Origin of the sequence: Kiloniella litopenaei, assembly GCF_000982415.1 — a bacterium.
Classification (GTDB): domain Bacteria; phylum Pseudomonadota; class Alphaproteobacteria; order Kiloniellales; family Kiloniellaceae; genus Kiloniella; species Kiloniella litopenaei.
The window spans coordinates 1-21,732 of record NZ_LANI01000006.1; the positions used below are offsets into that span (position 1 = coordinate 1).

Annotated in this window: 20 protein-coding genes; 5 read left to right on the forward strand and 15 right to left on the reverse strand. The window is 47.1% G+C overall.

The genetic code is table 11. From position 1 onward, the window contains the following. Window positions 1-68 precede the first annotated feature (68 nt). From odhB to WH95_RS09760, 8 genes are all read right to left on the reverse strand, one after another. Window positions 69-1,748: a 2-oxoglutarate dehydrogenase complex dihydrolipoyllysine-residue succinyltransferase gene (gene odhB, locus WH95_RS09725; RefSeq protein ID WP_046506267.1), complete on the reverse strand. Its 1,680-nt coding sequence runs from the start codon at window positions 1,746-1,748 to the stop codon at window positions 69-71. Between the two features lie 108 nt (window positions 1,749-1,856). Beyond that, window positions 1,857-4,793 carry a 2-oxoglutarate dehydrogenase E1 component gene (locus WH95_RS09730; RefSeq protein ID WP_046506270.1) on the reverse strand — a complete coding sequence of 979 codons (2,937 nt, stop codon included), beginning with the start codon at window positions 4,791-4,793 and terminating at the stop codon, window positions 1,857-1,859. Window positions 4,794-4,849: 56 nt separating this feature from the next. After that, the gene (gene sucD / locus WH95_RS09735) at window positions 4,850-5,725 is read right to left on the reverse strand and encodes a succinate--CoA ligase subunit alpha (RefSeq protein WP_046506274.1); all 876 of its coding nucleotides are present in this window, start codon (window positions 5,723-5,725) and stop codon (window positions 4,850-4,852) included. 1 nt (window position 5,726) lies between these two features. Beyond that, window positions 5,727-6,923 carry an ADP-forming succinate--CoA ligase subunit beta gene (gene sucC / locus WH95_RS09740; protein ID WP_046506277.1) on the reverse strand — a complete coding sequence of 399 codons (1,197 nt, stop codon included), beginning with the start codon at window positions 6,921-6,923 and terminating at the stop codon, window positions 5,727-5,729. A gap of 293 nt (window positions 6,924-7,216) precedes the next feature. Continuing rightward, entirely contained in the window at window positions 7,217-8,176 is a 960-nt protein-coding gene (mdh, locus tag WH95_RS09745) for a malate dehydrogenase (protein WP_046506280.1), read from the reverse strand. 224 nt (window positions 8,177-8,400) lie between these two features. Further along, window positions 8,401-8,718, reverse strand: coding sequence for a TraR/DksA family transcriptional regulator (locus tag WH95_RS09750; RefSeq protein WP_046506281.1), 318 nt, complete (start codon window positions 8,716-8,718; stop codon window positions 8,401-8,403). Between the two features lie 221 nt (window positions 8,719-8,939). After that, window positions 8,940-10,061, reverse strand: a complete 1,122-nt coding sequence (zapE, locus tag WH95_RS09755) for a cell division protein ZapE (RefSeq protein ID WP_046506284.1) — start codon at window positions 10,059-10,061, stop codon at window positions 8,940-8,942. A 48-nt stretch (window positions 10,062-10,109) separates the two neighbouring features. Continuing rightward, the gene (locus WH95_RS09760) at window positions 10,110-10,856 is read right to left on the reverse strand and encodes an SDR family oxidoreductase (protein ID WP_046506287.1); all 747 of its coding nucleotides are present in this window, start codon (window positions 10,854-10,856) and stop codon (window positions 10,110-10,112) included. Window positions 10,857-11,015: 159 nt separating this feature from the next. Between WH95_RS09760 and WH95_RS09765 the strand changes: the two genes are divergently transcribed. The 5 genes from WH95_RS09765 to WH95_RS09785 all read left to right on the forward strand — a co-directional run bounded on the left by WH95_RS09765 (window position 11,016) and on the right by WH95_RS09785 (window position 13,293). Beyond that, entirely contained in the window at window positions 11,016-11,222 is a 207-nt protein-coding gene (locus WH95_RS09765; protein ID WP_046506290.1) for a DUF6494 family protein, read from the forward strand. Between the two features lie 79 nt (window positions 11,223-11,301). Further along, entirely contained in the window at window positions 11,302-11,715 is a 414-nt protein-coding gene (locus WH95_RS09770) for an EF-hand domain-containing protein (protein ID WP_052741916.1), read from the forward strand. Between the two features lie 50 nt (window positions 11,716-11,765). Beyond that, on the forward strand, window positions 11,766-12,356 hold the full coding sequence (locus tag WH95_RS09775; protein ID WP_046506294.1) for an RNA polymerase sigma factor: 591 nt from the start codon (window positions 11,766-11,768) through the stop codon (window positions 12,354-12,356). Next, window positions 12,356-12,835 (forward strand): hypothetical protein, encoded by a 480-nt coding sequence (locus WH95_RS09780; protein WP_046506297.1) that lies wholly within the window; start codon window positions 12,356-12,358, stop codon window positions 12,833-12,835. Before WH95_RS09775 ends, WH95_RS09780 begins: the two co-directional genes overlap by 1 nt. Beyond that, entirely contained in the window at window positions 12,835-13,293 is a 459-nt protein-coding gene (locus WH95_RS09785) for a periplasmic heavy metal sensor (protein WP_046506300.1), read from the forward strand. Before WH95_RS09780 ends, WH95_RS09785 begins: the two co-directional genes overlap by 1 nt. A 36-nt stretch (window positions 13,294-13,329) precedes the next feature. Here the strand turns inward: WH95_RS09785 and WH95_RS20550 are convergent, their stop codons facing one another. The 7 genes from WH95_RS20550 to WH95_RS09820 all read right to left on the reverse strand — a co-directional run bounded on the left by WH95_RS20550 (window position 13,330) and on the right by WH95_RS09820 (window position 21,536). Continuing rightward, window positions 13,330-15,510 (reverse strand): PAS domain-containing protein, encoded by a 2,181-nt coding sequence (locus tag WH95_RS20550; RefSeq protein ID WP_052741918.1) that lies wholly within the window; start codon window positions 15,508-15,510, stop codon window positions 13,330-13,332. Between the two features lie 209 nt (window positions 15,511-15,719). After that, entirely contained in the window at window positions 15,720-16,508 is a 789-nt protein-coding gene (locus WH95_RS09795) for a succinate dehydrogenase iron-sulfur subunit (protein WP_046506303.1), read from the reverse strand. 35 nt (window positions 16,509-16,543) lie between these two features. Further along, window positions 16,544-18,346 (reverse strand): succinate dehydrogenase flavoprotein subunit, encoded by a 1,803-nt coding sequence (gene sdhA, locus WH95_RS09800; protein ID WP_046506305.1) that lies wholly within the window; start codon window positions 18,344-18,346, stop codon window positions 16,544-16,546. A gap of 10 nt (window positions 18,347-18,356) precedes the next feature. Further along, window positions 18,357-18,737 (reverse strand): succinate dehydrogenase, hydrophobic membrane anchor protein, encoded by a 381-nt coding sequence (sdhD, locus tag WH95_RS09805; RefSeq protein WP_046506308.1) that lies wholly within the window; start codon window positions 18,735-18,737, stop codon window positions 18,357-18,359. 1 nt (window position 18,738) lies between these two features. Next, window positions 18,739-19,131, reverse strand: coding sequence for a succinate dehydrogenase, cytochrome b556 subunit (gene sdhC, locus WH95_RS09810; RefSeq protein ID WP_046506310.1), 393 nt, complete (start codon window positions 19,129-19,131; stop codon window positions 18,739-18,741). Window positions 19,132-19,562: 431 nt separating this feature from the next. Continuing rightward, a complete protein-coding gene (locus WH95_RS09815) occupies window positions 19,563-20,633 on the reverse strand; it encodes a MaoC family dehydratase (protein ID WP_245622959.1) in 1,071 nt (356 codons plus the stop codon). Window positions 20,634-20,651: 18 nt separating this feature from the next. Then, window positions 20,652-21,536 carry an HpcH/HpaI aldolase/citrate lyase family protein gene (locus tag WH95_RS09820; RefSeq protein WP_046506312.1) on the reverse strand — a complete coding sequence of 295 codons (885 nt, stop codon included), beginning with the start codon at window positions 21,534-21,536 and terminating at the stop codon, window positions 20,652-20,654. Window positions 21,537-21,732 lie beyond the last annotated feature (196 nt).

Below are 21,732 nucleotides of genomic sequence, written 5' to 3' on the forward strand. Positions count from 1 at the left end.
AGCAAATCTTTCTGCCTCTCAATGTATAAGGCCACCCGAAGATGCCCTTTTCTTTTTTTGGGATAAGCTTACATGCTCAGGAGAAGTCGTTGAGGATCTTCCATGCATTCCTTGATCCGAACAAGGAACGTCACCGCTTCTCGACCATCGATCAAACGGTGATCATAGCTGAGAGCCGTATACATCATTGGACGCACAACAACCTGTCCGTTTACAGCAATCGGGCGTTCTTCAATTTTATGAAGCCCTAGGATTGCAGCCTGTGGCATATTCAGAATTGGCGTTGAAAGCAATGAACCAAAAACACCACCATTGGTAATGGTGAAGCTTCCACCCGTCATCTCATCCATGCCAAGCTTACCATCACGGCCTTTTTTCGCAAGATCGCCAAGGCTGCCTTCAATCTCGGCAAAGCTCTTTTTATCGCAATCCCGAATAACAGGCACCATCAAACCCGATGGTGTAGAAACAGCCATACCGATATCAAAAAAGTTATTGTAAACAATATCATCGCCGTCAATACGCGCGTTTACAGAGGGAACATCCTGTAGGGCCTGAACAACCGCTTTGGCGAAGAAGCTATTGAAACCAAGGCGAACGCCATGTTTTTTCTCGAAAGCATCTTTGTACTGTTTGCGTGCATCCATTACCGCAGACATATCAATTTCATTGAATGTCGTCAGCATGGCCGCGGTATTCTGAGCCTCCTTCAAACGACGAGAAATCGTCTTTCTCATCTTTGACATTTTCTCGCGTGTTTCCCGCTCTGGAGCAGCTGCCACCGGCGTACTTGCCGCAGCTGGCGGAGCTTTTGCTTCCTTAGAGATCGGTGCAGGTGCTGAAGGTGGGTTTTTCAAATGCTCAAGAACATCGCCCTTTGTTAAGGCCCCATCTTTACCTGTTCCCTTGACCTGATGCGGGTTGAGATTATTTTCAGCAATCAACTTGGCAACGGCTGGGGGCAATGTCATCGCAGCTGGTGACGTATTCCCCTCTAGAAAAGCAACTAAATCAGCTGTGGTTACTTTTCCACCGGCACCACTACCGGAAATCTTTGACGGATCAAGACTATCCCCTGCGGGTGCAGCAGCGGCCTGAGGCGTTTGTTGCGACGCAGAAGACGCACCTGATGCAGCAGGTTTAGAAGTTGCCGTTGCCCCGCCGGATCCAGGTGTAATAACACCCAGAATAGCACCGACACCAACGTCAGAATCCGCTTCAGCAGCAATTGACGTCAACACGCCAGCAACCGGGGCATTTACCTCTAGCGTCACTTTGTCTGTCTCAAGTTCACAAATTGCTTCATCTTGTGCAACAGCATCCCCAACAGACTTCATCCACTGAGCGACCGTGGCTTCTGTTACAGATTCACCCAAAACAGGTACAGGAATTTCAACAGGATCACCCGTTGCCTCAACGCTGGCGGGTTCTTCTGTTTTTGCTGCGCCAGATGAAGGTTCTTCTTTCGGTGGAGCCTCTTCTGATGACGCAGCTGACGCGGCGGCAGAAGCCCCTTCGGCAATTGATCCAAGCACAGCACCCACTTCGACATCATCGCCTTCATTGGCAACAATACCTTCGAGCACACCAGCAACTGACGCGTTTACTTCCAATGTGACCTTGTCTGTCTCAAGCTCCACAATAGCTTCATCCATAGCAACGGCTTCGCCTGGCTGTTTCAACCATTTTGCAACTGTTGCCTCTGTTACAGATTCCCCTAGTGCCGGAACGACTATTTCGGTGGCCATTTTTTGTCTCTATTATGTTTATTATCTATGTGTAATTGAATGTACTGACATCTGTACCAGAACATCCGTTAAGAAAAAGGGTGACCCGGGACAGGCCACCCTCTCTATTTATTCACCGGCTTTCGCAACCGGGCGTAATTTTTCAACTTTTGTCGCCGCAGCATCCCTGGCTTCAAGCTCTTCGGCTTTGCGAGTCTGGATACGGCTCATGGCTTTTTTACCCAAAGTAAAAGCGTCATCCAGCAAAGCTTCCAATTGCTCCTGATGCTTGCGGGCAGATCCTGTCGCAGGCGATGCCGCAGTCTTGCGACCAGCATAACGAGGACGGTAATTTTCAAAGCCCATTTCCTCTGCAACTTCCTCAATGAAAGTTGAGACGAACGTCCAGGCACCCATATTGCGATGCTCTTCCTGGCACCAGACCAGATCACAATGCTCATAGCCCTTAAGTGCCTGAGACAATGCTTCTGCCGGGAACGGATAGAGTTGCTCAAGACGGATTAGATGGACATTGTTAATGCCGCGTTTTTCACGCTCATCAAGAAGATCGTAATAAACCTTGCCTGTACAAAGAATGACCTGCTTGATTTTACTCGGCGGGTTCACCTTTTCGCTACACGGTAAAACGCGATGGAACGATGTATCCGGCAGCATGTCTTCCAGATTGGAAACGCAGCGTTTATGACGCAGAAGCGATTTCGGCGTCATAATGATCAAAGGTTTACGGAAACCACGATGGATCTGACGTCTGAGAACATGGAAATAGTTCGCAGGCGTTGTACAGTTCACGACCTGGATATTATCTTCTGCACAAGACTGAAGGAAGCGTTCTACACGACCAGATGAATGTTCCGGTCCCTGTCCTTCATATCCATGTGGCAAGAGCATTACCAAACCTGACATTCTCAGCCACTTGGATTCACCAGAGACGATGAACTGATCAATAATGATCTGCGCACCGTTCACAAAATCCCCGAACTGCGCTTCCCACAGAACCAAAGCATCTGGTTCTGCAAGTGAATATCCATACTCGAAACCAAGAACTGCCAACTCACTGAGTGGACTGTTAATAATCTCGGCATTAGCCTGGCTTGGGCGAATATTATTCAAAGGTTTGTATTCAGATTGATCTTGCTGATCAATCCAGGCCGCATGACGTTGCGAGAAGGTTCCACGATTACAATCCTGCCCAGACAGGCGAACCGGGTGCCCTTCGACAAGTAAAGTACCATAAGCAAGGGCCTCTGCCGTCGCCCAATCCAGTCCTTCACCACTGTCAATCATAGCCTGTTTGGCTTTGAGCTGACGCGTTAGCTTCCGGTGAATGTTAAATCCATCGGGGATCTTGCATAGGGTGTTTCCCACTTCTTTAAGAAGGTCCAGTTCAACACCTGTATCACCACGACGGGCATCGTACCCGCGTACGGCCCCGATATGAGACCACTTACCTTCCAGCCAATCAGCCTTGTTTGGCTTATACCCTTCCGCAATCTGGAATTCTTCTTCCAGCTTGTCCCACCAGGCTTTGCTGATGGCATCGATCTCGCTTTTGGTCACCGTGCCTTCAGCAGAGAGCTGTTCAGCATAGAGTTCACGCACAGAACGCTGTTGCGCGATCTTTTTATACATCTGTGGCTGGGTAAACGTCGGCTCATCACCTTCGTTATGACCAAAGCGACGATAACAGAACATGTCAATCACAACATCAGACTTAAAGGTCTGGCGGTATTCAATGGCAATACGTGCAACATGCACCACAGCTTCCGGGTCATCGCCATTTACGTGAATAATCGGCGCCTGAATGATCTTGGCCACATCAGTACAGTAAGGACCGGAACGCGAGTGTACGGGGTCAGTCGTAAAGCCGATCTGATTGTTTACAATAAAGTGGATGGTTCCACCCGTTGTGTACCCATCAAGCTCGGATAGATCCAACGTCTCAGGAACAAGTCCCTGCCCGGCAAACGCCGCATCACCATGAAGTAGAATACCCATGATTTTGCTACGATCCGTATCATTTTTCTGATCTTGTTTCGCGCGGACCTTACCGACAACAACCGGGTCAACAGCCTCTAGATGCGAGGGGTTGGCCGTCAGGGAAAGGTGAACAGAGTTTCCATCGAACTCACGATCAGATGACGTTCCCAAGTGATACTTAACATCGCCAGAGCCACCAACATCTTCCGGGTTGGCTGCGCCGCCTTTAAATTCGCTGAAAATCGCTCGGAAAGGTTTTCCCATCAGATTGGCAAGAATGTTTAGGCGTCCGCGATGCGCGACCCCCAAAACAACTTCTTCCAAGCCAAGAGCTGACCCTCTTTTGAGGATTTGTTCCAGTGCAGGGACCATTGTTTCAGCCCCATCAAGGCCAAAACGTTTTGTACCAGTGTATTTCTTACCAAGGAACTGTTCAAAAATCTCGGCGGCGGAAAGGCGCTCCAGAATGGCCTGTTTCCCCTTTGCCGTAAAATCTGTTCGATTGTTGATGCCCTCAATGCGTTCCTGAATCCAGGCTTTTTGCTCTGGTTCCTGAATATGCATGAACTCGACGCCAACTTTACCACAGTAGGTCTTGCGAACACGTTCTACGATTTGACGCAATGTCGCCGTTTCCAACCCAAGAACCCCGTTGATAAAGATCGGATGATCCATATCATCATCACTAAAGCCATAGGCCTTTGGATCAAGTTCAGGGTGGGGATTTATCGGCTTCAACCCAAGTGGGTCGAGATTCGCTTCGAGATGACCACGGACCCGGTAGGCACGTATCAACATCAAAGCACGAATTGAATCAAGAATTGCACGACGGTTTTCTTCATCGCTCAACGGCACGCCACTGGCTTGTGCCTGAGCTGCAGGGACGGTGCTAACACCGTGAATCCCTGCAAGCAAATCTTTGGCATCTTCTTCCAGATTAGAGAAGAAGGATTGCCACCCCGCATCAACAGAATCAGGGTGGTTTATAAACTGAGCATAGAGATCAGCCAGTTCGCCTGCTTTCGGGCCAAAATAGCGGGCCTCATGCCCAACAGTAGTGTTCGCCATCTATAACCTGTAGCCGAACTGGAGGGTACCAGTCCGGCTCCCTCCAAATTAGGTTGTTATCCTTGCATAGCTTTCAGCATTGTGCTGCCGAGGCTAGCAGGAGAATCCGCGACAAGGAAACCAGCTGATTTCATGGCTTCGATCTTGTCATCCGCACCACCTTTACCACCGGCAATAATCGCACCGGCATGGCCCATACGACGTCCCGGAGGCGCTGTAACACCCGCGATAAAGCCAGCAATAGGCTTTTTCACTTTAGACGCAGCAAAAAATTCTGCGGCTTCTTCCTCGGCACTACCACCGATCTCACCGATCATGATAATGCCTTGGGTTTCATCATCTTCCAGGAACAGTTCCAGGCAATCGATAAAGTTTGTTCCGTTGACCGGGTCACCACCAATACCGATACATGTAGACTGACCCAGGTTTGCAGCCGTTGTCTGTGCCACAGCTTCATAGGTCAATGTACCGGAACGGGATACGATACCGATTTTACCACGCTGGTGAATATGCCCTGGCATAATACCGATCTTACATTCGTCCGGCGTGATAATGCCCGGGCAGTTTGGACCAATCAAACGGGATTTTGACCCGGCAAGGGCGCGCTTTACACGCACCATATCAAGAACCGGAATTCCCTCTGTAATACAAACGATCAACTCAACGCCCGCATCAACTGCTTCAAGAATGGCATCGCCAGCAAAGGGAGGCGGCACATAAATCACAGATGCGTTTGCTTCTGTTGTATCAACAGCTTCTGCAACAGTGTTGAAAACAGGAAGATCCAGATGGCTTGTACCACCTTTGCCCGGCGTTACACCACCGACCATGTTGGTGCCGTAAGCAATTGCCTGTTCAGAGTGGAAGGTACCTTGCGCACCAGTAAAGCCCTGACAGATAACACGAGTATTCTTATTAACAAGTACCGACATTTTACGCGGCCTCCTTCACGGCTTTGACCACTTTTTCAGCAGCATCAGCCAGGTCATCACCAGAAATAATCGGGAGACCGGATTCCGCCATAATTTTCTTACCAAGTTCAACGTTTGTACCTTCGAGGCGTACCACCAATGGAACACTGAGGGATACTTCACGCGCAGCGGCCACAACACCTTCGGCAATCACATCACACCGCATGATGCCACCAAAGATATTTACCAGAATGCCCTTAACGTTAGGATCAGAAAGAATGATCTTGAAAGCAACAGTCACGCGCTCTTTCGTTGCGCCACCACCAACGTCCAAGAAGTTGGCTGGCTCGCTGCCATAAAGTTTGATGATATCCATCGTCGCCATGGCCAGACCAGCGCCGTTGACCATACACCCAATTTCACCGTCCAGTGAAATGTAGTTCAGTTCGTGGCGAGCGGCTTCAAGTTCTTTTGCGTCTTCTTCGTCTTCATCACGCATACCGGCAACATCTTTGTGACGGAAAAGTGCGTTGTCGTCGAAGTTCATTTTAGCGTCGAGTGCAATGATATCGCCCTCGCCAGTTACAACCAGCGGATTGATCTCAACGATACTGGCATCAAGATCCATAAAAGCTTTGTACATCGTTGCCATGAATTTCACAGCAGAGCTAACCTGCTTGCCCTCAAGGCCAAGACCAAAGGCAAGTTTACGTCCGTGATAAGGCATAAAACCTTCCACAGGATCAATAGCAACTTTGAGAATTTTTTCAGGGGTGGCCTCTGCCACTTCCTCAATTTCCATTCCACCTTCGGTCGACGCCATAATTGTCACGCGGCTGGTCGCGCGGTCAATCAGCATACCGAGATAGAGTTCACGTTTAATGTCACAGCCTTCTTCGATGTAAAGGCGTTTCACTTCTTTACCGACAGCGCCCGTCTGCTTGGTCACGAGGGTATGACCCAGCATCTTGCGCGCGTTTTCTTTCACATCATCAAGCGTCTTGCAGAGACGAACTCCACCGTCGCCATCAGGGTCATCGGTGAAACGGCCTGCTCCACGTCCACCTGCGTGGATTTGGGATTTTACAACCCAGATTGGGCCGCCCAGTTCGCGGGCTGCATTTTCTGCCTCTTCCGGTGTAAAAGCAACTGATCCACGGGGAACAGCTACACCGTATTTTCTCAGCAGCTCTTTAGCTTGATATTCATGAATGTTCATGGGACGCCACAAAGCCTCAATTGGTTTTATTTTTTAAATATGGTTAACGAGTCCGAAAACCCTCGTACCCGTAATATGCACCTAATTTGTTAAGAGCATAACGCCAGATACTTAGCGATAGATTAACACCCCGGACCCAGAGCGCAACCGCACCGCAACAATTTTTGTCGGAAAATTGGCATAAAACGCCGCGGATTGTCGGAAAAACAAAGGGCGTTGCGACCTCTGGTCAACAACGCCCCTTTATATTCTCAATCACAAGAGGATCTAATTGTGCAACGCACAGTAATCAATTAACCCTTTGATTGAATTTCCTTACACGCTTCGACAAGGCCCTTCACAGCCTCTACAGAATTGGCGAGAAGCGTAGATTCTGTAGCATCCAGGTCAATTTCAACAACCTTTTCAACGCCGTTTGCACCCAGAATTGCAGGCACACCAACATACATTCCATCAACACCGTACTGGCCTTCAAGATACGCGGCACATGGCAAGACACGGCGCTTGTCTTTCAGATAGCTTTCAGCCATCAGAATCGCAGAAGCGGCTGGCGCATAAAAAGCAGACCCGGTTTTCAGCAAACCAACGATCTCGGCACCACCATTTTTTGTGCGCTCAACAATAGAATCCAGTTTTTCCTGACTCATCCAGCCCATTTTAATGAGTTCTGGCAGCGAAATACCGGCAACTGTCGAATGACGAACCATTGGTACCATCGTGTCACCGTGACCACCCAGAACGAATGCAGTCACATCTTCAACGGATACATTCATTTCATCAGCAAGGAAGTGACGGAAGCGGGCAGAGTCCAAAACCCCGGCCATTCCAACAACCTTATTCGCCGGAAGACCTGATGCCTGCTGAAGAACCCAAACCATCGCATCCAGCGGGTTGGTAATACAGATCACAAAAGCATTAGGGCAATGCTGTTTAATACCTGCGCCTACAGACTGCATAACCTTGATGTTAATACCCAGAAGATCATCACGGCTCATGCCCGGCTTACGCGCAACACCGGCCGTTACAATGACAACATCAGAGCCAGCAATATCTGCGTAGTCGTTTGCCCCTTTAAGATCAGCATCAAAACCTTCTACCGGAGAAAGTTGAGCAAGATCCAGCGCCTTACCCTGAGGAATACCTTCGGCAATGTCGAAAAGAACGACATCGCCCAAATCTTTCATTCCAGCCAACAAAGCAAGGGTACCGCCAATATTACCAGCACCAACAAGCGCGATCTTTTTACGTGCCATGATTTCTGTCCTTATCAGGATTTCTTCGGCCCGATCGGGCCCTCGATCAAATGCGTTACAGATTGAAGAACCTGCAAAATACAGAGGGAGTCCTAGCGCGTATCCCCTTTTTGAGCAAGGAACTTTGTTGCATTGCACACAGACTCCTCTTTTTAAAACTTCTGTGATCTCGTCTCAAAAGGTGTAAGACCTTGCCTTGATCAGCCCCAAATAATCTCGCTGAGTTATTCTGCACATTTCACACAAAGTGTCGCATAGGGCAAAGCCACCAGTCGTGCCTCTGGAATAGCTTCACCGCAATCAGAGCAAACACCATAGGTATTATTTTTTATACGCGTCAAAGCTGCTCGAATTTGGTTTATCTCTTCCAAACCCGCTTCCTCTAGCCCCTCAAGAACCTGGTCGCCTTCGCTTTCGGTCGCATTTTCACCCCAGTCCTGGCTATGAGGCTCACGCAGATCATGTTCAATTTGATCCACCCGGACACCCAGCTCTTCCATACGGGTTTTCAGATTGGCTTTCACCATATTCAGATCAGGCATTTGCACAGACTCCCTTCTGATAGTTCTACTGATTTCGATAGTACTATTGGGATTATGTCACTTGCGTTTAACGTGTCATTGACTCAAGTCAGCACCATATAGATAGCAAGTTCACACTTTATACGAGATCACACTCATACGAGTTCATTTTAAGACTTTTTTTGTTTTAAAGGAAGGTTTTCATGCAATTAAATCCATCACGTCGAGCATTGTAAATTATTCTACGCATCTATATGTGGCTGAAGAATATATTCTTGGGATCTCATTTCCTGAAGCCTGCTAACAGTACGTTCAAATTCAAAAGCGCCATCGCCACTAGGATAAAGTTCTTCAGGCTCGGCCGCCGCTGCTGCAACCAAATTACATCGATGCTCATATAGCGCATCTATCAAAGACATAAAACGACGTGCCTTATCCCTATTCTGTGCGCCCATCACAGGAATATCCGATAAAATCAGCGTGTGATACCTCTTGGCAATTGTTAAATAGTCCCCAGGACCAAGAGCCGTTGAGCAAAGTTCATCAAAGGTCGCAAAAGCGACCTTTCGCGCCGTCTTTGTCATTTTGACTTTACGCCCTTTGATATGAAGAACCTCTTCCTCAGCTTGTGCACCTTCGGTTAACTGGGAAAAGGCTTCCTCCAGAGCTTGGCTCGCTTCGTTTCCAAGGGGGCTATAATATACTGGCAGATTTTTCATCCGTTCCAGCCGATAATCAATTCCCGAATCAAGTTGCAGCACATCTAACCGTTCTTTCAAAAGGTCAATGAAGGGCAAAAAGCTCTCGCGTTGAAGTCCATTTTCATACAAACGATCCGGCGGCCAGTTCGATGTCGCGACCACAACAACACCCCGTTCGAACAAAGCTTCAAACAAGCGGGCCAGGATCATGGCATCAGCGATGTTCACGACATGGAACTCATCAAAACAAAGCAACAAGGCCTCTTCAGCCAATTCCGCAGCAACATCAGGCAAAGGATCAGCCCGAGTGCCCTTATGTTTCTCGCGCCATTTATGCAGCCGATCCTGTACTTCCAACATAAAAGCATGAAAATGCACACGTCGTTTTGGCTCTGTCGGGGCAACAGAAAAAAACATATCCATAATTGTGGATTTTCCCGTACCAACGCCCCCAAACAGATATAATCCTTGCGGTGGAGTTACTTTTCGACGGCCTAGACCCAGTCGCTCTTTCCATCCCCCCATTCCGGTAGAGGGCTGATAGTTTTTCAAGGCATGATATAGGCTTTGTAATTTTTCAGCCGCAAGTTCCTGTGTCTGATCAGGGCGAAGTTCGCCTGCATTACGCATATCTCGATAAAGAAAGAGTGGTCCTTCACCCATAGAAAAGAAATTCCTAAACCTATATGTAAATCAACAAAACGACGTAAGCTATCGCCCGCCAGAGCAATCAAAGATAGTACCATTACAGTAAGACGCCTGATCAGAGCAAAGCCAAAGCACAGCATTGGCAATTTCTTGGGCGGTTCCCGCACGCTTCATCGGAATAGCAGGTGCAATTCGATCGACACGCCCAGGCTCTCCGCCAGAAGCATGAATCTCTGTATCAATAATGCCCGGGGATACAGCATTTACTTTAATACCTTCCCCACCAACTTCCTTTGCCAAACCAATGGTCATTGCATCAACGGCAGCTTTCGAAGCAGCATACCAGACATATTCCCCTGGCGATCCAAGTCGCGCTGCAATCGATGATACAGAGATAATCGAGCCTCCTTTGCCCCCATACCTTGTTGACATTAACTTTATAGCTTTCTGCGAACAATAAAGTGCGCCCATCGTGTTAATACCGATGACCTTACTCATGATTTCCGGATCAACTTCATCAAATCGACAGATCTTTCCCGTAATCCCGGCGTTATTAATTAAAACTGACGGCACACCCAGCTCTGACTTAACGCTCTCAAATAATACTTTCACTTGAGTTGGGTCAGAAATGTCAGCTTTTATTGCCAGCGCAACCCCGCCCAAAACCTTTATTTCTCGAACCAGATCATCCGCGGCATCAGTATGTGCGTGATAATTGATAGCAACAGAATAGCCGTTGGCAGCCGCCATTTTTGATATAGCAGCCCCAATCCCCCTACTTCCGCCTGTGACAAGCATTACCTTGTTCATAAAACCTCCTGTCTTGCGCTTAATAGCGCAATGCGGGATCATAAAAACCTGAAATGATTATTATTTCAACACTCAGAACAACGAATGAAACCACACCTTAAAATTTATGTACCAATTATTTATGAACCCAAGAACAATTGAATTAGAGGAGCCAAAGCAATGAACGAAGACATCTTGAACATGAGCATTCGAAAGTTTCTTAAAAAGGTCGGCATTACTTCACAACGTGAAATAGAGGCTGCTGTTCGCAAACACATAGAAAATGGCGAACTAACCGACACGTCTTCCTTTGCGATCTCAGTACAGTTGCACGCACCAGAATTAGAGCTGGATCACAAAATAGATGGGAAAATAGAGCTGAAATAATTTTTATTTAAAACTGACGACGGTTTTGTTTTCTCCCTGCGTTGAAAGAACATGAAACGATCATTGCTGGAGAAAAATCATGATCAGTAAAAAGACACTTATCGTTGCAAGTTCAATCGCCTTTTTGACAGCCGGAGCGGCCTTTGCTGCGGGTGGTGGGAAATGGAAACACCACTTTGGCGAAGCCGATACAAACGGCGACGGGCAAATTACGCAACAGGAAATAGCAAATGCTCAGGCAGCTAGATTCAGCCAAACTGACCTTAACAATGATGGCACAATAAGCCTGCCAGAAATGCAAGAAGCCATAGCCAAGCACATTGCAGAGAGAACAAAAAGCAAATTTGGGAAAATGGACACAGACAATTCCGGTGCAATTACTGCCGAAGAATTCAACAGTCGAATAAATAAAATGATAGAGCGTCTTGATCGAAATAATGACGGAATTATCAGTAAAGATGAAGTACCAAGAAACAAGTGGCACAAAGGGTAATGTGTTAATTGAGCAATCCTAACGTGACAAAATTGTAAAACGGGTCATCTATGACAATGCCTCAAACCCCAATAGAGGATGCGAAGTTAATGGCCCGCGTTGCACAGGGGGACGCAAATGCATGCCGTCTTCTTGTGCAGCGACACCTTAATCCGCTTGTTGGCTTGGCCATGCGAATGACAGGAAACAAATCAGAAGCAGAGGACATCGCACAGGAAGCTTTTGTCAGGTTATGGAAACAAAGCCATCAATGGCAACCCAAAGCCAAAATATCAACATGGCTTTACCGAGTGACTCATAATCTTGCCATTGACACAATCCGTCGAAAAAAACGACAAAAACTATCTGAAAGCGATCAGCTTGAAATAAGTAAAGGCATAACAGCCTCTCAAAAAAATCAGGATCAAACACTCCATCAACAAGACATAACGCGACAGGTGGAAATAGCTATGTCTCATTTACCAGAACGACAACGAACAGCCATTACACTTGTGCATCATAGGGATATGACGAATAAAGAGGCTGCCACCGTTATGGATATCTCAGTTGATGCGCTTGAATCCTTGCTTGCACGGGGACGACGAGGCCTCAAAGAAATTTTGGCCGACAGCCGTACAGATTTATTGGGAGCTGAAGCATAATGACGAGCACATCCCTCTCAAGCCAAGACAAAACTAAACTCACCTTTCTTTTTGATTGCTACGGTGCGCACCCTCACCGTTGGCCCGAAGATCGGCGAGAATGGGCCTCTAACCTGATCAAACAGTATCCTGAAGCCAGGATGTTACGTGATCAAGCCCTTGAACTAGATAACTTTCTTGATAAAGCCCCAGCTGAACCGAACTCATCACACTTGATGCACGAAATTTTAGCCCAGGCACCGCAGAAAAAATACCATCAGGACTTAAAGACAAATCTGCTCTGTCAACTATGGCCCTTTGAGAGTATATGGCGCCCCTTATCAGCCCTGACGACTGCGGGCCTATTCGGCATTTTACTTGGAACGTCATCACCGTCCTTTCTCTACAACCAAGACGTCACCGAGATAGAAAGCGCCTATCTGGAATTTTCTCTTGGCGATAGCTTCTCAAACAACTTCCCAGAAGGAGAAATCGACTAATGCCTGTTCCTTCAAAAAAGGTTCTTACCATCCTTTTCTCTATTTCCTTGGCCTTGAATATTTTTATGGGGGGACTGATCGGATCGCATATATGGCACGCTCGTACTTATGGTCTGAACGCTATGCACGAAAAATCCCAAGCACAAAGAAAGCAATGGCGTAGCCTATCATCGGAACAACGTGATCTTTTTAAGGAGATATGGCGTGAACACAAATCTGATATCAAATCATCATTTAAGGATTTGCGAGCTTCACATAAGAAACTAAAAAACAATCTAAAGGGAAAGACCGAACGTGCTGAGTTTGAAGCAGCTTTTGATATTTTTGTAGCCGAACAATCCGAAGTTCATCGTCAAACTGTGGACAAACTGCTTGATATAGCAATGACACTGCCCCCTGAAGATCGCAGTACGTTTCTTTCCTTGTGGGGCACTGGCCCACGGCATGGACGCCCCTAAAAGCAGCAAGGCCAAGCAACCATAGTAATACAGGAATTATTGAACAATTCTGCTTGCGGGCAGGATAATGGATGCCGTTGTGCCTTTGCCTTCTTCACTTGAAAGACGCAGACTGCCATTGTGTAGCAAACACAGTTTCTGAGAAATAGAAAGCCCAAGGCCCGTGCCCTGAACTTGTCGTGTCATAGCACCATCCACCTGAATAAAGGGGCTCATCACATCCTGGAGCCGCTCTTGCGGAATGCCAATTCCGGTATCTGTAACCTGGACAAAGACATTGTCTTCGTCCACGCCCCCATTAATTGTGATCTTACCGCCAGCAGGCGTAAATTTAACAGCATTGGACAGCAAGTTAATTAAAATCTGCTTCATTCCCCGTTCATCAGCATAAATATTGGGAAGAGATGCAGTAGATGCAATTTCAAGGTCCAGTTCGCCACTATCCAACCTAGGACGAATGATCGTAACAGATGAATTAATCAGGTTCCGTAGATCAATTTCCTCTTCGTTAAGCGAAAACTCTCCTGCCTCTATTTTGGACAGATCAAGAATATCATTGATCAGGTTCAACAAATGATCGCCACTGTTTCTAATATCAGATAAATAGTCGTGATATCGCTCTGAGCCCAAAGGCCCAAAAACTTCGCGTTCCATCAGTTCTGAAAATCCAATAATAGCATTTAAAGGAGTACGCAATTCATGGCTCATATTTGCCAGAAACTCTGACTTTGCCCGGTTTGCGACCTCCGCACTTTCCTTGGCTTGCATCAACTGTGCCTCGGCCTGACGCTGCTTGGTAATATCCTCTTTGGTCGCAACGTAGTTGGTTATCTCACCCTTATCATTCACAACACTCGATATAGATGCCCGTTCCCAAAAATAATCCCCATTTTTGTGCTTGTTTTTAAACACCCCGGTCCAAACATGGCCGTTGGAAATTGTCTTCCAAAGTTCTGCATACTGATCATCAGTAGTATGGCCCGACTTCAGAACACTGGGGGTTTTGCCTATAATTTCCCCGGGGCTATAGCCCGTTACTTCTGTAAATTTAGGGTTTACATACTCAACGATCCCCTGTGGGTCAGTAATTTGAATAACAGCTGGGTTTTGCTCGATCGCTTTTGAAAGTTTACGTAGGCGGCCCTCTACCTCTTTTTGTGCAGAGATATCGCGAATAAATGTAATTCTGTTATTCTCACCGTCCAAGATGCTGTTTTTTGCAATGATACTAACTTGAAATCGTGATTGATCTTTACGAATACAGACAGCTTCATATGCACCAATTTTTTTCGTCTTGATTGCGTGACGAACAACATCAAGAGATTCTGGGGCAATTAAATCCTCTACCTGCAAACGAATCATCTCTTCATATTCATAGCCAAACATACGCATCGCTGCATCGTTGCAGTCTGACATTACGTCATCGGCATGAATAATAATTCCCTCATTTGAAAGCTCAGATAGCCTACGCAAACGCTCTTCACTCACCCTAAGGTTTTCTTCAGCCTTAATACGCTCGGATATATCGACACTTACACCAATGAGCCCAGCAAAAGTTCCATCAGTATTATTATACCGCGCCTTATGCATCAAAATGTGCATATCTGAACCATCTGGGCGCGTAAAAACCGCTGTTCCTTCATCGGTCATACCAGCATGAATAGCCTGTTGATCTGCCGCGATAAAAGTATCTGCTAACTCCTTGGGGAATAATTCATGGGACGTTTTGCCAATAATTTCATCCAGCTCTAACCCTATATTTTTAAGAAAGAGCTTATTGCACCCCAAATATTTCCCGTTTTGATCTTTGAAATAGATTTGTGCAGGCACGGCATCCAATAAGGTTTGAAGGAAGTGATTATGCCGCTCCACTTCACTTTCGGCCTTTTCCACGCGCCTGATCTGGTAACTGAGTTTTTGGAAACCCGGAATCGCCCTAAGAATGCCAATAAATAGAAATATTGTCCCACCCAGGTAGCCAATCATCTTTTCCAATATTGCTTGATAAGCTGTGTCACCAACAATCAGGAACTTGTTAAGCTGAGGAAAGTTATCCGTTACATCGAATAGACTGCCAACAGCCAAAAGGATAAAGCCCGTCGTGATGTAATTCCAACCACGAAAAGCAAGATCCTGATCTGGGCGACGCCAAATAACAACAACAACAAGAGTGATCAGAACGGCTGTACGAAAAATTTCCGCCGTCAAATCCAACATTAAAGATCAGGCTCCCTACCCCACACTAAAATTCTTACTTCTCAATCACCCAATATCTGCGGAGACGATTCCAGAACTAAAACATTTATTTTCATATTTACGCTAGTATCAATAATGAAAACTAACAGGAAGTAAATGCGGCGAACTTTACAGCAAAAAAGGCTGGCGAGTGCCAGCCTTTTTCATGTTCACAAAACGATTAAGAGCAACTAAACTTTTCGCTCAACCATCAATTTCTTAATTTCTGCAATGGCCTTCGCCGGGTTCAATCCCTTCGGACAGGTTTTTGTGCAGTTCATAATTGTATGACACCGGAAGAGCCGGAATGGATCTTCCAAATTGTCCAGACGAGATCCTGTTTCTTCATCCCGTGAATCCGCAATAAAGCGATAGGCCTGGAGCAAAACAGCCGGGCCAAGATAACGATCGCCATTCCACCAGTAACTTGGGCAGGAAGTTGAACAGCTAAAACAAAGGATACATTCCCAAAGACCATCAAGTTTTTTACGGTCTTCAGGCGTCTGAAGACGCTCTCTCTCAGGCGCAGCCGTTGTCGTTTTCAACCACGGTTCGATTGATGCGTATTGTGCATAAACCTGATTGAGATCGGGAACCAGATCCTTGACCACAGGCATATGTGGCAATGGGTAGATTTTAACTTCATCGCCGTCATCCACATCGCTGCAGAATTTGGTACATGCCAATGTATTCGTACCATCAATATTCATGGCACAGGACCCGCAAACCCCTTCACGACAGGAACGGCGGAAGGTCAAGCTTGGATCGATCTCGTTTTTAATCTTGATCAAGGCATCCAAGACCATCGGGCCACAGTTGTCCATGTCCACTTCGTAGACATCTTCCCGTGGGGTTTCCCCGCTATCAGGATCCCAGCGATACACGCGGAAAGTTTTGGTCTTTGTTGCCCCAGCCGGAGCAGGGTGTTTTTTCCCGCTCTTGTTAATTTTTGAATTAGCTGGAAGTGCAAATTCTACCATTGTAATTTTCTCCTAGACGCTTTCCCTTTAGCCACTTAGTAAACGCGGGCTTTTGGTGGGAAGGATTGCACTTCATCAGTTAACGGCTCCAGATTAACCGGGCGGTAATCAAAAGTAACATTCCCGTCTTCATCACACTTGGCCAGTGTGTGCTTCATCCAATTTTCATCATCTCGATCCGGGAAATCTTCACGGGCTTGCGCCCCGCGACTTTCCTCACGATTTGCGGCACCGGCCATGGTGACACGTGATTGATACATCAGATTATCAAGCTCCAAAGCCTCAACCAGATCCGAGTTCCAGATCAAGGAACGATCCGTAACATTGATATCATCGCGCTTGGTCCAGATTGATCCCAGAAGATCAATACCTTCTTTCAGGCTCTCGCCAGTTCTGAACACAGCCGCATGGTTCTGCATTGCTTTTTGCATTTCCAGACGTACTTCGGATGTCTTCATGGATCCCTTGGCATAACGTGCCTTATCCAAGCGTGCGAGTGAGTTATCCCCGGCATCAGCAGGAAGTGGTGCCTGTGAAGCCCCTGGCTTCAATGTATCAATACAATGAAGGGCAGCACCTCGGCCAAAGACAACCAGATCAAGCAGTGAGTTCGACCCCAGACGGTTCGCGCCATGTACGGATACACAGGCGGCCTCACCAATGGCCATCAAACCGGGAACCTCTGTATTTGGATCACCGTTCTTACTGGTGACAACATCACCTGTGTACTTACAAGGAACGCCGCCCATGTTGTAATGACATGTCGGGATCACAGGAATAGGTTCTTTCGACACATCAACACCGGCAAAAATACTTGCTGATTCAGCAATACCCGGCAGGCGTTCGGCAATCAGATCAGGATCCAGATGCTCAATGTGCAGGTGGATATGGTCATTGCCAGATCCAACACCGCGACCATCGCGAATTTCCATCGTCATGGCACGACTTACAACATCACGAGAAGCGAGGTCTTTCGCACTCGGCGCGTAGCGTTCCATGAAGCGTTCGCCTTCAGAGTTGGTCAGATAACCACCTTCACCACGAACACCCTCTGTAATCAGGCAACCTGCGCCATAGATACCCGTGGGGTGGAACTGAACAAATTCCATATCCTGACAATCCAGACCAGCACGTAACGCCATACCGTTACCATCACCAGTACAGGTGTGCGCCCCGGTGCATGAGAAATACGCACGTCCATAACCACCAGTCGCCAAGATAACTTTCTGCGCACGGAAGCGATGGATCGTCCCGTCGTCAAGGTTCCATGCCACGACACCACGGCACTCACCGTTTTCCATGATCAGATCAATGGCAAAGTATTCGATAAAGAACTCTGCGTGACGGCGCAAACTCTGCTGATACAATGTATGTAGCATCGCATGGCCTGTACGGTCGGCTGCGGCACAAGTACGTTGCGCAATACCCTCGCCAAAGCGGGTTGTCATGCCTCCGAAAGGACGTTGGTAAATCTTGCCATCCTCTGTACGGCTAAACGGCATCCCATAGTGTTCCAGCTCAACAATCGCCGGAACGGCTTCGCGTACCATGTATTCGATTGAATCCTGATCACCCAGCCAATCAGATCCCTTAACAGTATCGTACATGTGCCAGCGCCAGTCATCTTCGCCCATATTCCCAAGAGAAGCAGAAATCCCCCCCTGGGCAGCAACAGTGTGACTACGCGTTGGGAAAACCTTGGTAACACAAGCTGTTTTCAGACCTGCTTCTGCCAAGCCCAGCGTCGCACGCAAGCCTGCGCCACCGGCCCCGACAACAACCACATCATATGTGTGGTCAATAAACTCATATGCTTTGTTTGATGGAGCAGTGTTCATCGTTTATTTCCTAGCCCCTGAATAGAATCATCAAAATTGAAAGAATACCTGTCAGGCCCAGGACAACATGGATCGACAGACTCAGGAACAGGGAAAGAACTTTACTAGCCTCTCCATGTACATAATCTTCTATTACGACCTGCATTCCCTGTTGCGAATGAAGCAAACCAACAGAGATCAATAGAATTAGCAACCCGGCGACTATTGGCGACTGTACCCATTCCAAAAACTGTACATGATCAGCCCCGGTCATCAGTGCAACCGAAAAAACAAACCATAATACAAGCGGAACAAGTGCCAAACTGGTCAAGCGTTGTGACCACCAGTGTGAAGAGCCTTCTTTTGCCGACCCTAATCCACGAGCACGACCCAAAGGTGTACGAAGCGACATATCAAGCTCCCCCTACAACATAGGCGAGGCCCCAAAGCCCCAAGGTGATAATAACTGTGAAGACAATCACAGCCTTACCCGATGCATAGGCAGTTTCGAGCTCCAGGCCCTTACCCGCATCCCAGAAGAGATGCCGAATGCCGTTACAAAGGTGGAACACGAGAGCAAAGGTCCAACCGAAGAGAAGCAATCGGCCAAACCAGGATCCCAAGAAGGATTGTACCAGTTCAAAATATTCCACGCCGCTTGCTGCTGCAGCAAGCCACCAGATCAGAACGATAGATCCCACAGACGTAGCAACGCCCATAATGCGGAATAGAATAGAGAGTACGGAAGTTAATTGAGGACGATACACCTGCAAATGAGGTGAAAGAGGTCTGTTACCCCTGGACATGTTTTCTTTCCCGATATTGCGCACTGGTTCCACTTTTCAACTTCGCGCGCCTTATATTTAGCAGAACCCAAAGATTTGACGACGTTAAACCGCAATGCAGCATTAGTCAATGCAAGGCGACCAAAACTCGCTAAAGAACGACCTAACAACAAACAAGTAATTTTCACCACCAACGATAGTGACTTTTACTTATTAACATCAGCTTAAGACTTCATTACGCACCTTTGTTGCGCCGCAACAATCATTACGCAAAAAGAAATACTCAAATAAAAAATTATCTTGATTACGAAAAATTGAATGAAGATTTTCATGTGCACTCAACATTATTCCGTACACAGAATATTCCACTAAAAATCATTGAATACATTAAATCTTTATTGTTTCGATACAATACATACCAACAGACCCAACGTCCCACTATCGAAGGGATTTTATTTAGGCAACAGAACTGTGTAATCAAAATCGAGAACGACGTTTTCTTGATATCGCCCTTCGCTGTCCTTTAAGGGGAAATCCTCGCAACCGTTGTTTTTTGCCGCGACCAACCGGACTCTCAAAGCACCGACATCTTCCCGTTCAGGAAGTTCAATCTTCTCCAGAACCTCACTCCAAGCATAGATCGTATCGCCTGCAAAAGTTGGGGCAACATGTGTCCCTCCGTTAATCGCAGCTACCTTGAACGCATTCTCCATACCATTAAAAGAGAGTGCACGAGCAAGTGAGATAATATGCCCGCCATAGATCAAGCGTCGCCCAAAGCGCCCTTGGGATTCTGTATGCTGGTTGAAGTGAACCTTTGCCGTGTTCTGATAGAGTCGGGTCGCCATTTGATGCTCGGCCTCTTCGATGGTCACCCCATCAACATGCGCAATCCGTTCCCCAACACTGTAATCGCCCCACCTATGAGCAGATCCGGACAAGGCATAATCATACTCTGTCAAATTAAGTTCTGTGGGAATAGACAAAGAACCTGCAGCAACATCCCCGCTCAAATCAGGGACAGTAACTTCGGGAGCTGGTGCCTCAACCTCCCGCTTTCGGACCATAACCCAGCGTACATATTCCAGCACCATGTCTCCGCGCTGATTACGTCCTGTGGACCGCACATAAACAACACCGGTTTTCCCATTGGAATTTTCCTTCACACCGATCACTTCACTGACCGTCGAAACCGTATCGCCCGGATACAGTGGCACCCCGAAAACACCTTCTGCATAGCCAAGATTAGCCACAGCATTTAGCGAAATATCAGCAACCGTCTTTCCAAAAACAATGTGAAACGCGAGAAAATCATCTATAGGAGCGCGATCAAAACCAAGGGATCGCGCGAATTCATCAGAAGACGAAAAGGCAAACCTTGATCCATAAAGTGCCGTGTATAGAGCTTGATCGCCAGAAGTTATTGTTCGGGGCGTTGCGTGTGTAAGCACCATACCCGGATAAAAATCTTCAAAAAAATTTCCTGCATGGGTTTTACTTTTCATATGACTTTTACCGCCCATAATTTCCTCCCCATCTCCTTATGATGTGCCCTGTTCCAAAGCGTTAATCGCCTCTGCATAGACGATCAATCTACGGGCCTCATCAGCATGGAGGTTTTCAATCAAGTGACCATCCAGCACCACAACTCCTTGCCCCTGCTTTTTTGCCTCTTCAAAAGCAGTTACAATAGATCGCGCTTTTTCCACAGCCTCTTTCGAAGGACCAAATGCCTTATTTGCGGCTGATATCGTTTTAGGGTGGATGAGCGTTTTACCATCAAAACCCAAGGCCAATCCTTGGTTACACGCCTCTAAAAAGGCATCGTCATCATTAAGATCCAGGCAAACGCCATCAACAATACCGATGCCGTAAGCTCTGGCCGCCAATAAACATAATCCCAGGGAAGTAATAACGGGCAAGCGTTCAGGGGTATGTTGCGCTTGCAAATCCTTAACCAGATCAGACGTCCCCATCACAAAACATGAAATTCGTTCGGATGAAGCCGCAATCTCTTTGGCATTGAGCATACCCAAGGGTGTTTCCATCATACACATCACAGACATGCTTTCCGGCGCACCCGACTTCTTCATCAAATCGATCAGTTTGTGTACTTGCCCTTCGTTTTCGACCTTGGGAAGCAAAATTGCATCAGCCGTTGTACCAGAAATCGCCTTGATATCCTCAAGCCCCCATTCGCTATCCAATCCATTCACACGAACAATGATTTCGCGCTTGCCATACCCCCCCTGTGACAGAGCCTGAACAACCATTTGGCGTGCTTCGACCTTTTTATCGTCAGCAACTGCATCTTCCAGATCAAAGATCAGCCCATCGGCCATAAGATTTCGCGCTTTTTCCAAAGCCCTGGATTTTGAACCAGGCATGTAAAGAACAGATCTTCTTGGTCTTTGGGCCGCAACCATCTTTAGCTCCTCTGTCTTGTTTTGCTGTCATATTAACTCACACACAACTTATGGTGCACCGCAGCATTTTTTGTATAGTTCCACCAAATAAACAGACAAACAAGACTTTTTATTTCTTCTCCCCCCCCTTTCACACACCTAATAATTACCCGAATTAAAATAAGAGTTCCGCAGATACCCCCCATTAACCAATAAC

What these genes read in the sequence shown, in the direction of transcription:
- mdh (WP_046506280.1), bottom strand. Translation starts at nt 8,176, where the DNA reads ATGGCACGTAAAAAGATCGCGCTTGTTGGTGCTGGTAATATTGGCGGT.
- WH95_RS09730 (WP_046506270.1), bottom strand. Translation starts at nt 4,793, where the DNA reads ATGGCGAACACTACTGTTGGGCATGAGGCCCGCTATTTTGGCCCGAAA.
- sucC (WP_046506277.1), bottom strand. Translation starts at nt 6,923, where the DNA reads ATGAACATTCATGAATATCAAGCTAAAGAGCTGCTGAGAAAATACGGT.
- WH95_RS09765 (WP_046506290.1), top strand. Translation starts at nt 11,016, where the DNA reads ATGAACGAAGACATCTTGAACATGAGCATTCGAAAGTTTCTTAAAAAG.
- WH95_RS09795 (WP_046506303.1), bottom strand. Translation starts at nt 16,508, where the DNA reads ATGGTAGAATTTGCACTTCCAGCTAATTCAAAAATTAACAAGAGCGGG.
- WH95_RS09760 (WP_046506287.1), bottom strand. Translation starts at nt 10,856, where the DNA reads ATGAACAAGGTAATGCTTGTCACAGGCGGAAGTAGGGGGATTGGGGCT.
- WH95_RS09820 (WP_046506312.1), bottom strand. Translation starts at nt 21,536, where the DNA reads ATGGTTGCGGCCCAAAGACCAAGAAGATCTGTTCTTTACATGCCTGGT.
- WH95_RS09780 (WP_046506297.1), top strand. Translation starts at nt 12,356, where the DNA reads ATGACGAGCACATCCCTCTCAAGCCAAGACAAAACTAAACTCACCTTT.
- WH95_RS09785 (WP_046506300.1), top strand. Translation starts at nt 12,835, where the DNA reads ATGCCTGTTCCTTCAAAAAAGGTTCTTACCATCCTTTTCTCTATTTCC.
- zapE (WP_046506284.1), bottom strand. Translation starts at nt 10,061, where the DNA reads ATGGGTGAAGGACCACTCTTTCTTTATCGAGATATGCGTAATGCAGGC.
- sdhC (WP_046506310.1), bottom strand. Translation starts at nt 19,131, where the DNA reads ATGTCCAGGGGTAACAGACCTCTTTCACCTCATTTGCAGGTGTATCGT.
- WH95_RS09770 (WP_052741916.1), top strand. Translation starts at nt 11,302, where the DNA reads ATGATCAGTAAAAAGACACTTATCGTTGCAAGTTCAATCGCCTTTTTG.
- WH95_RS09750 (WP_046506281.1), bottom strand. Translation starts at nt 8,718, where the DNA reads ATGCCTGATCTGAATATGGTGAAAGCCAATCTGAAAACCCGTATGGAA.
- WH95_RS09815 (WP_245622959.1), bottom strand. Translation starts at nt 20,633, where the DNA reads ATGGGCGGTAAAAGTCATATGAAAAGTAAAACCCATGCAGGAAATTTT.
- sdhD (WP_046506308.1), bottom strand. Translation starts at nt 18,737, where the DNA reads ATGTCGCTTCGTACACCTTTGGGTCGTGCTCGTGGATTAGGGTCGGCA.
- odhB (WP_046506267.1), bottom strand. Translation starts at nt 1,748, where the DNA reads ATGGCCACCGAAATAGTCGTTCCGGCACTAGGGGAATCTGTAACAGAG.
- WH95_RS09775 (WP_046506294.1), top strand. Translation starts at nt 11,766, where the DNA reads ATGACAATGCCTCAAACCCCAATAGAGGATGCGAAGTTAATGGCCCGC.
- sdhA (WP_046506305.1), bottom strand. Translation starts at nt 18,346, where the DNA reads ATGAACACTGCTCCATCAAACAAAGCATATGAGTTTATTGACCACACA.
- WH95_RS20550 (WP_052741918.1), bottom strand. Translation starts at nt 15,510, where the DNA reads ATGTTGGATTTGACGGCGGAAATTTTTCGTACAGCCGTTCTGATCACT.
- sucD (WP_046506274.1), bottom strand. Translation starts at nt 5,725, where the DNA reads ATGTCGGTACTTGTTAATAAGAATACTCGTGTTATCTGTCAGGGCTTT.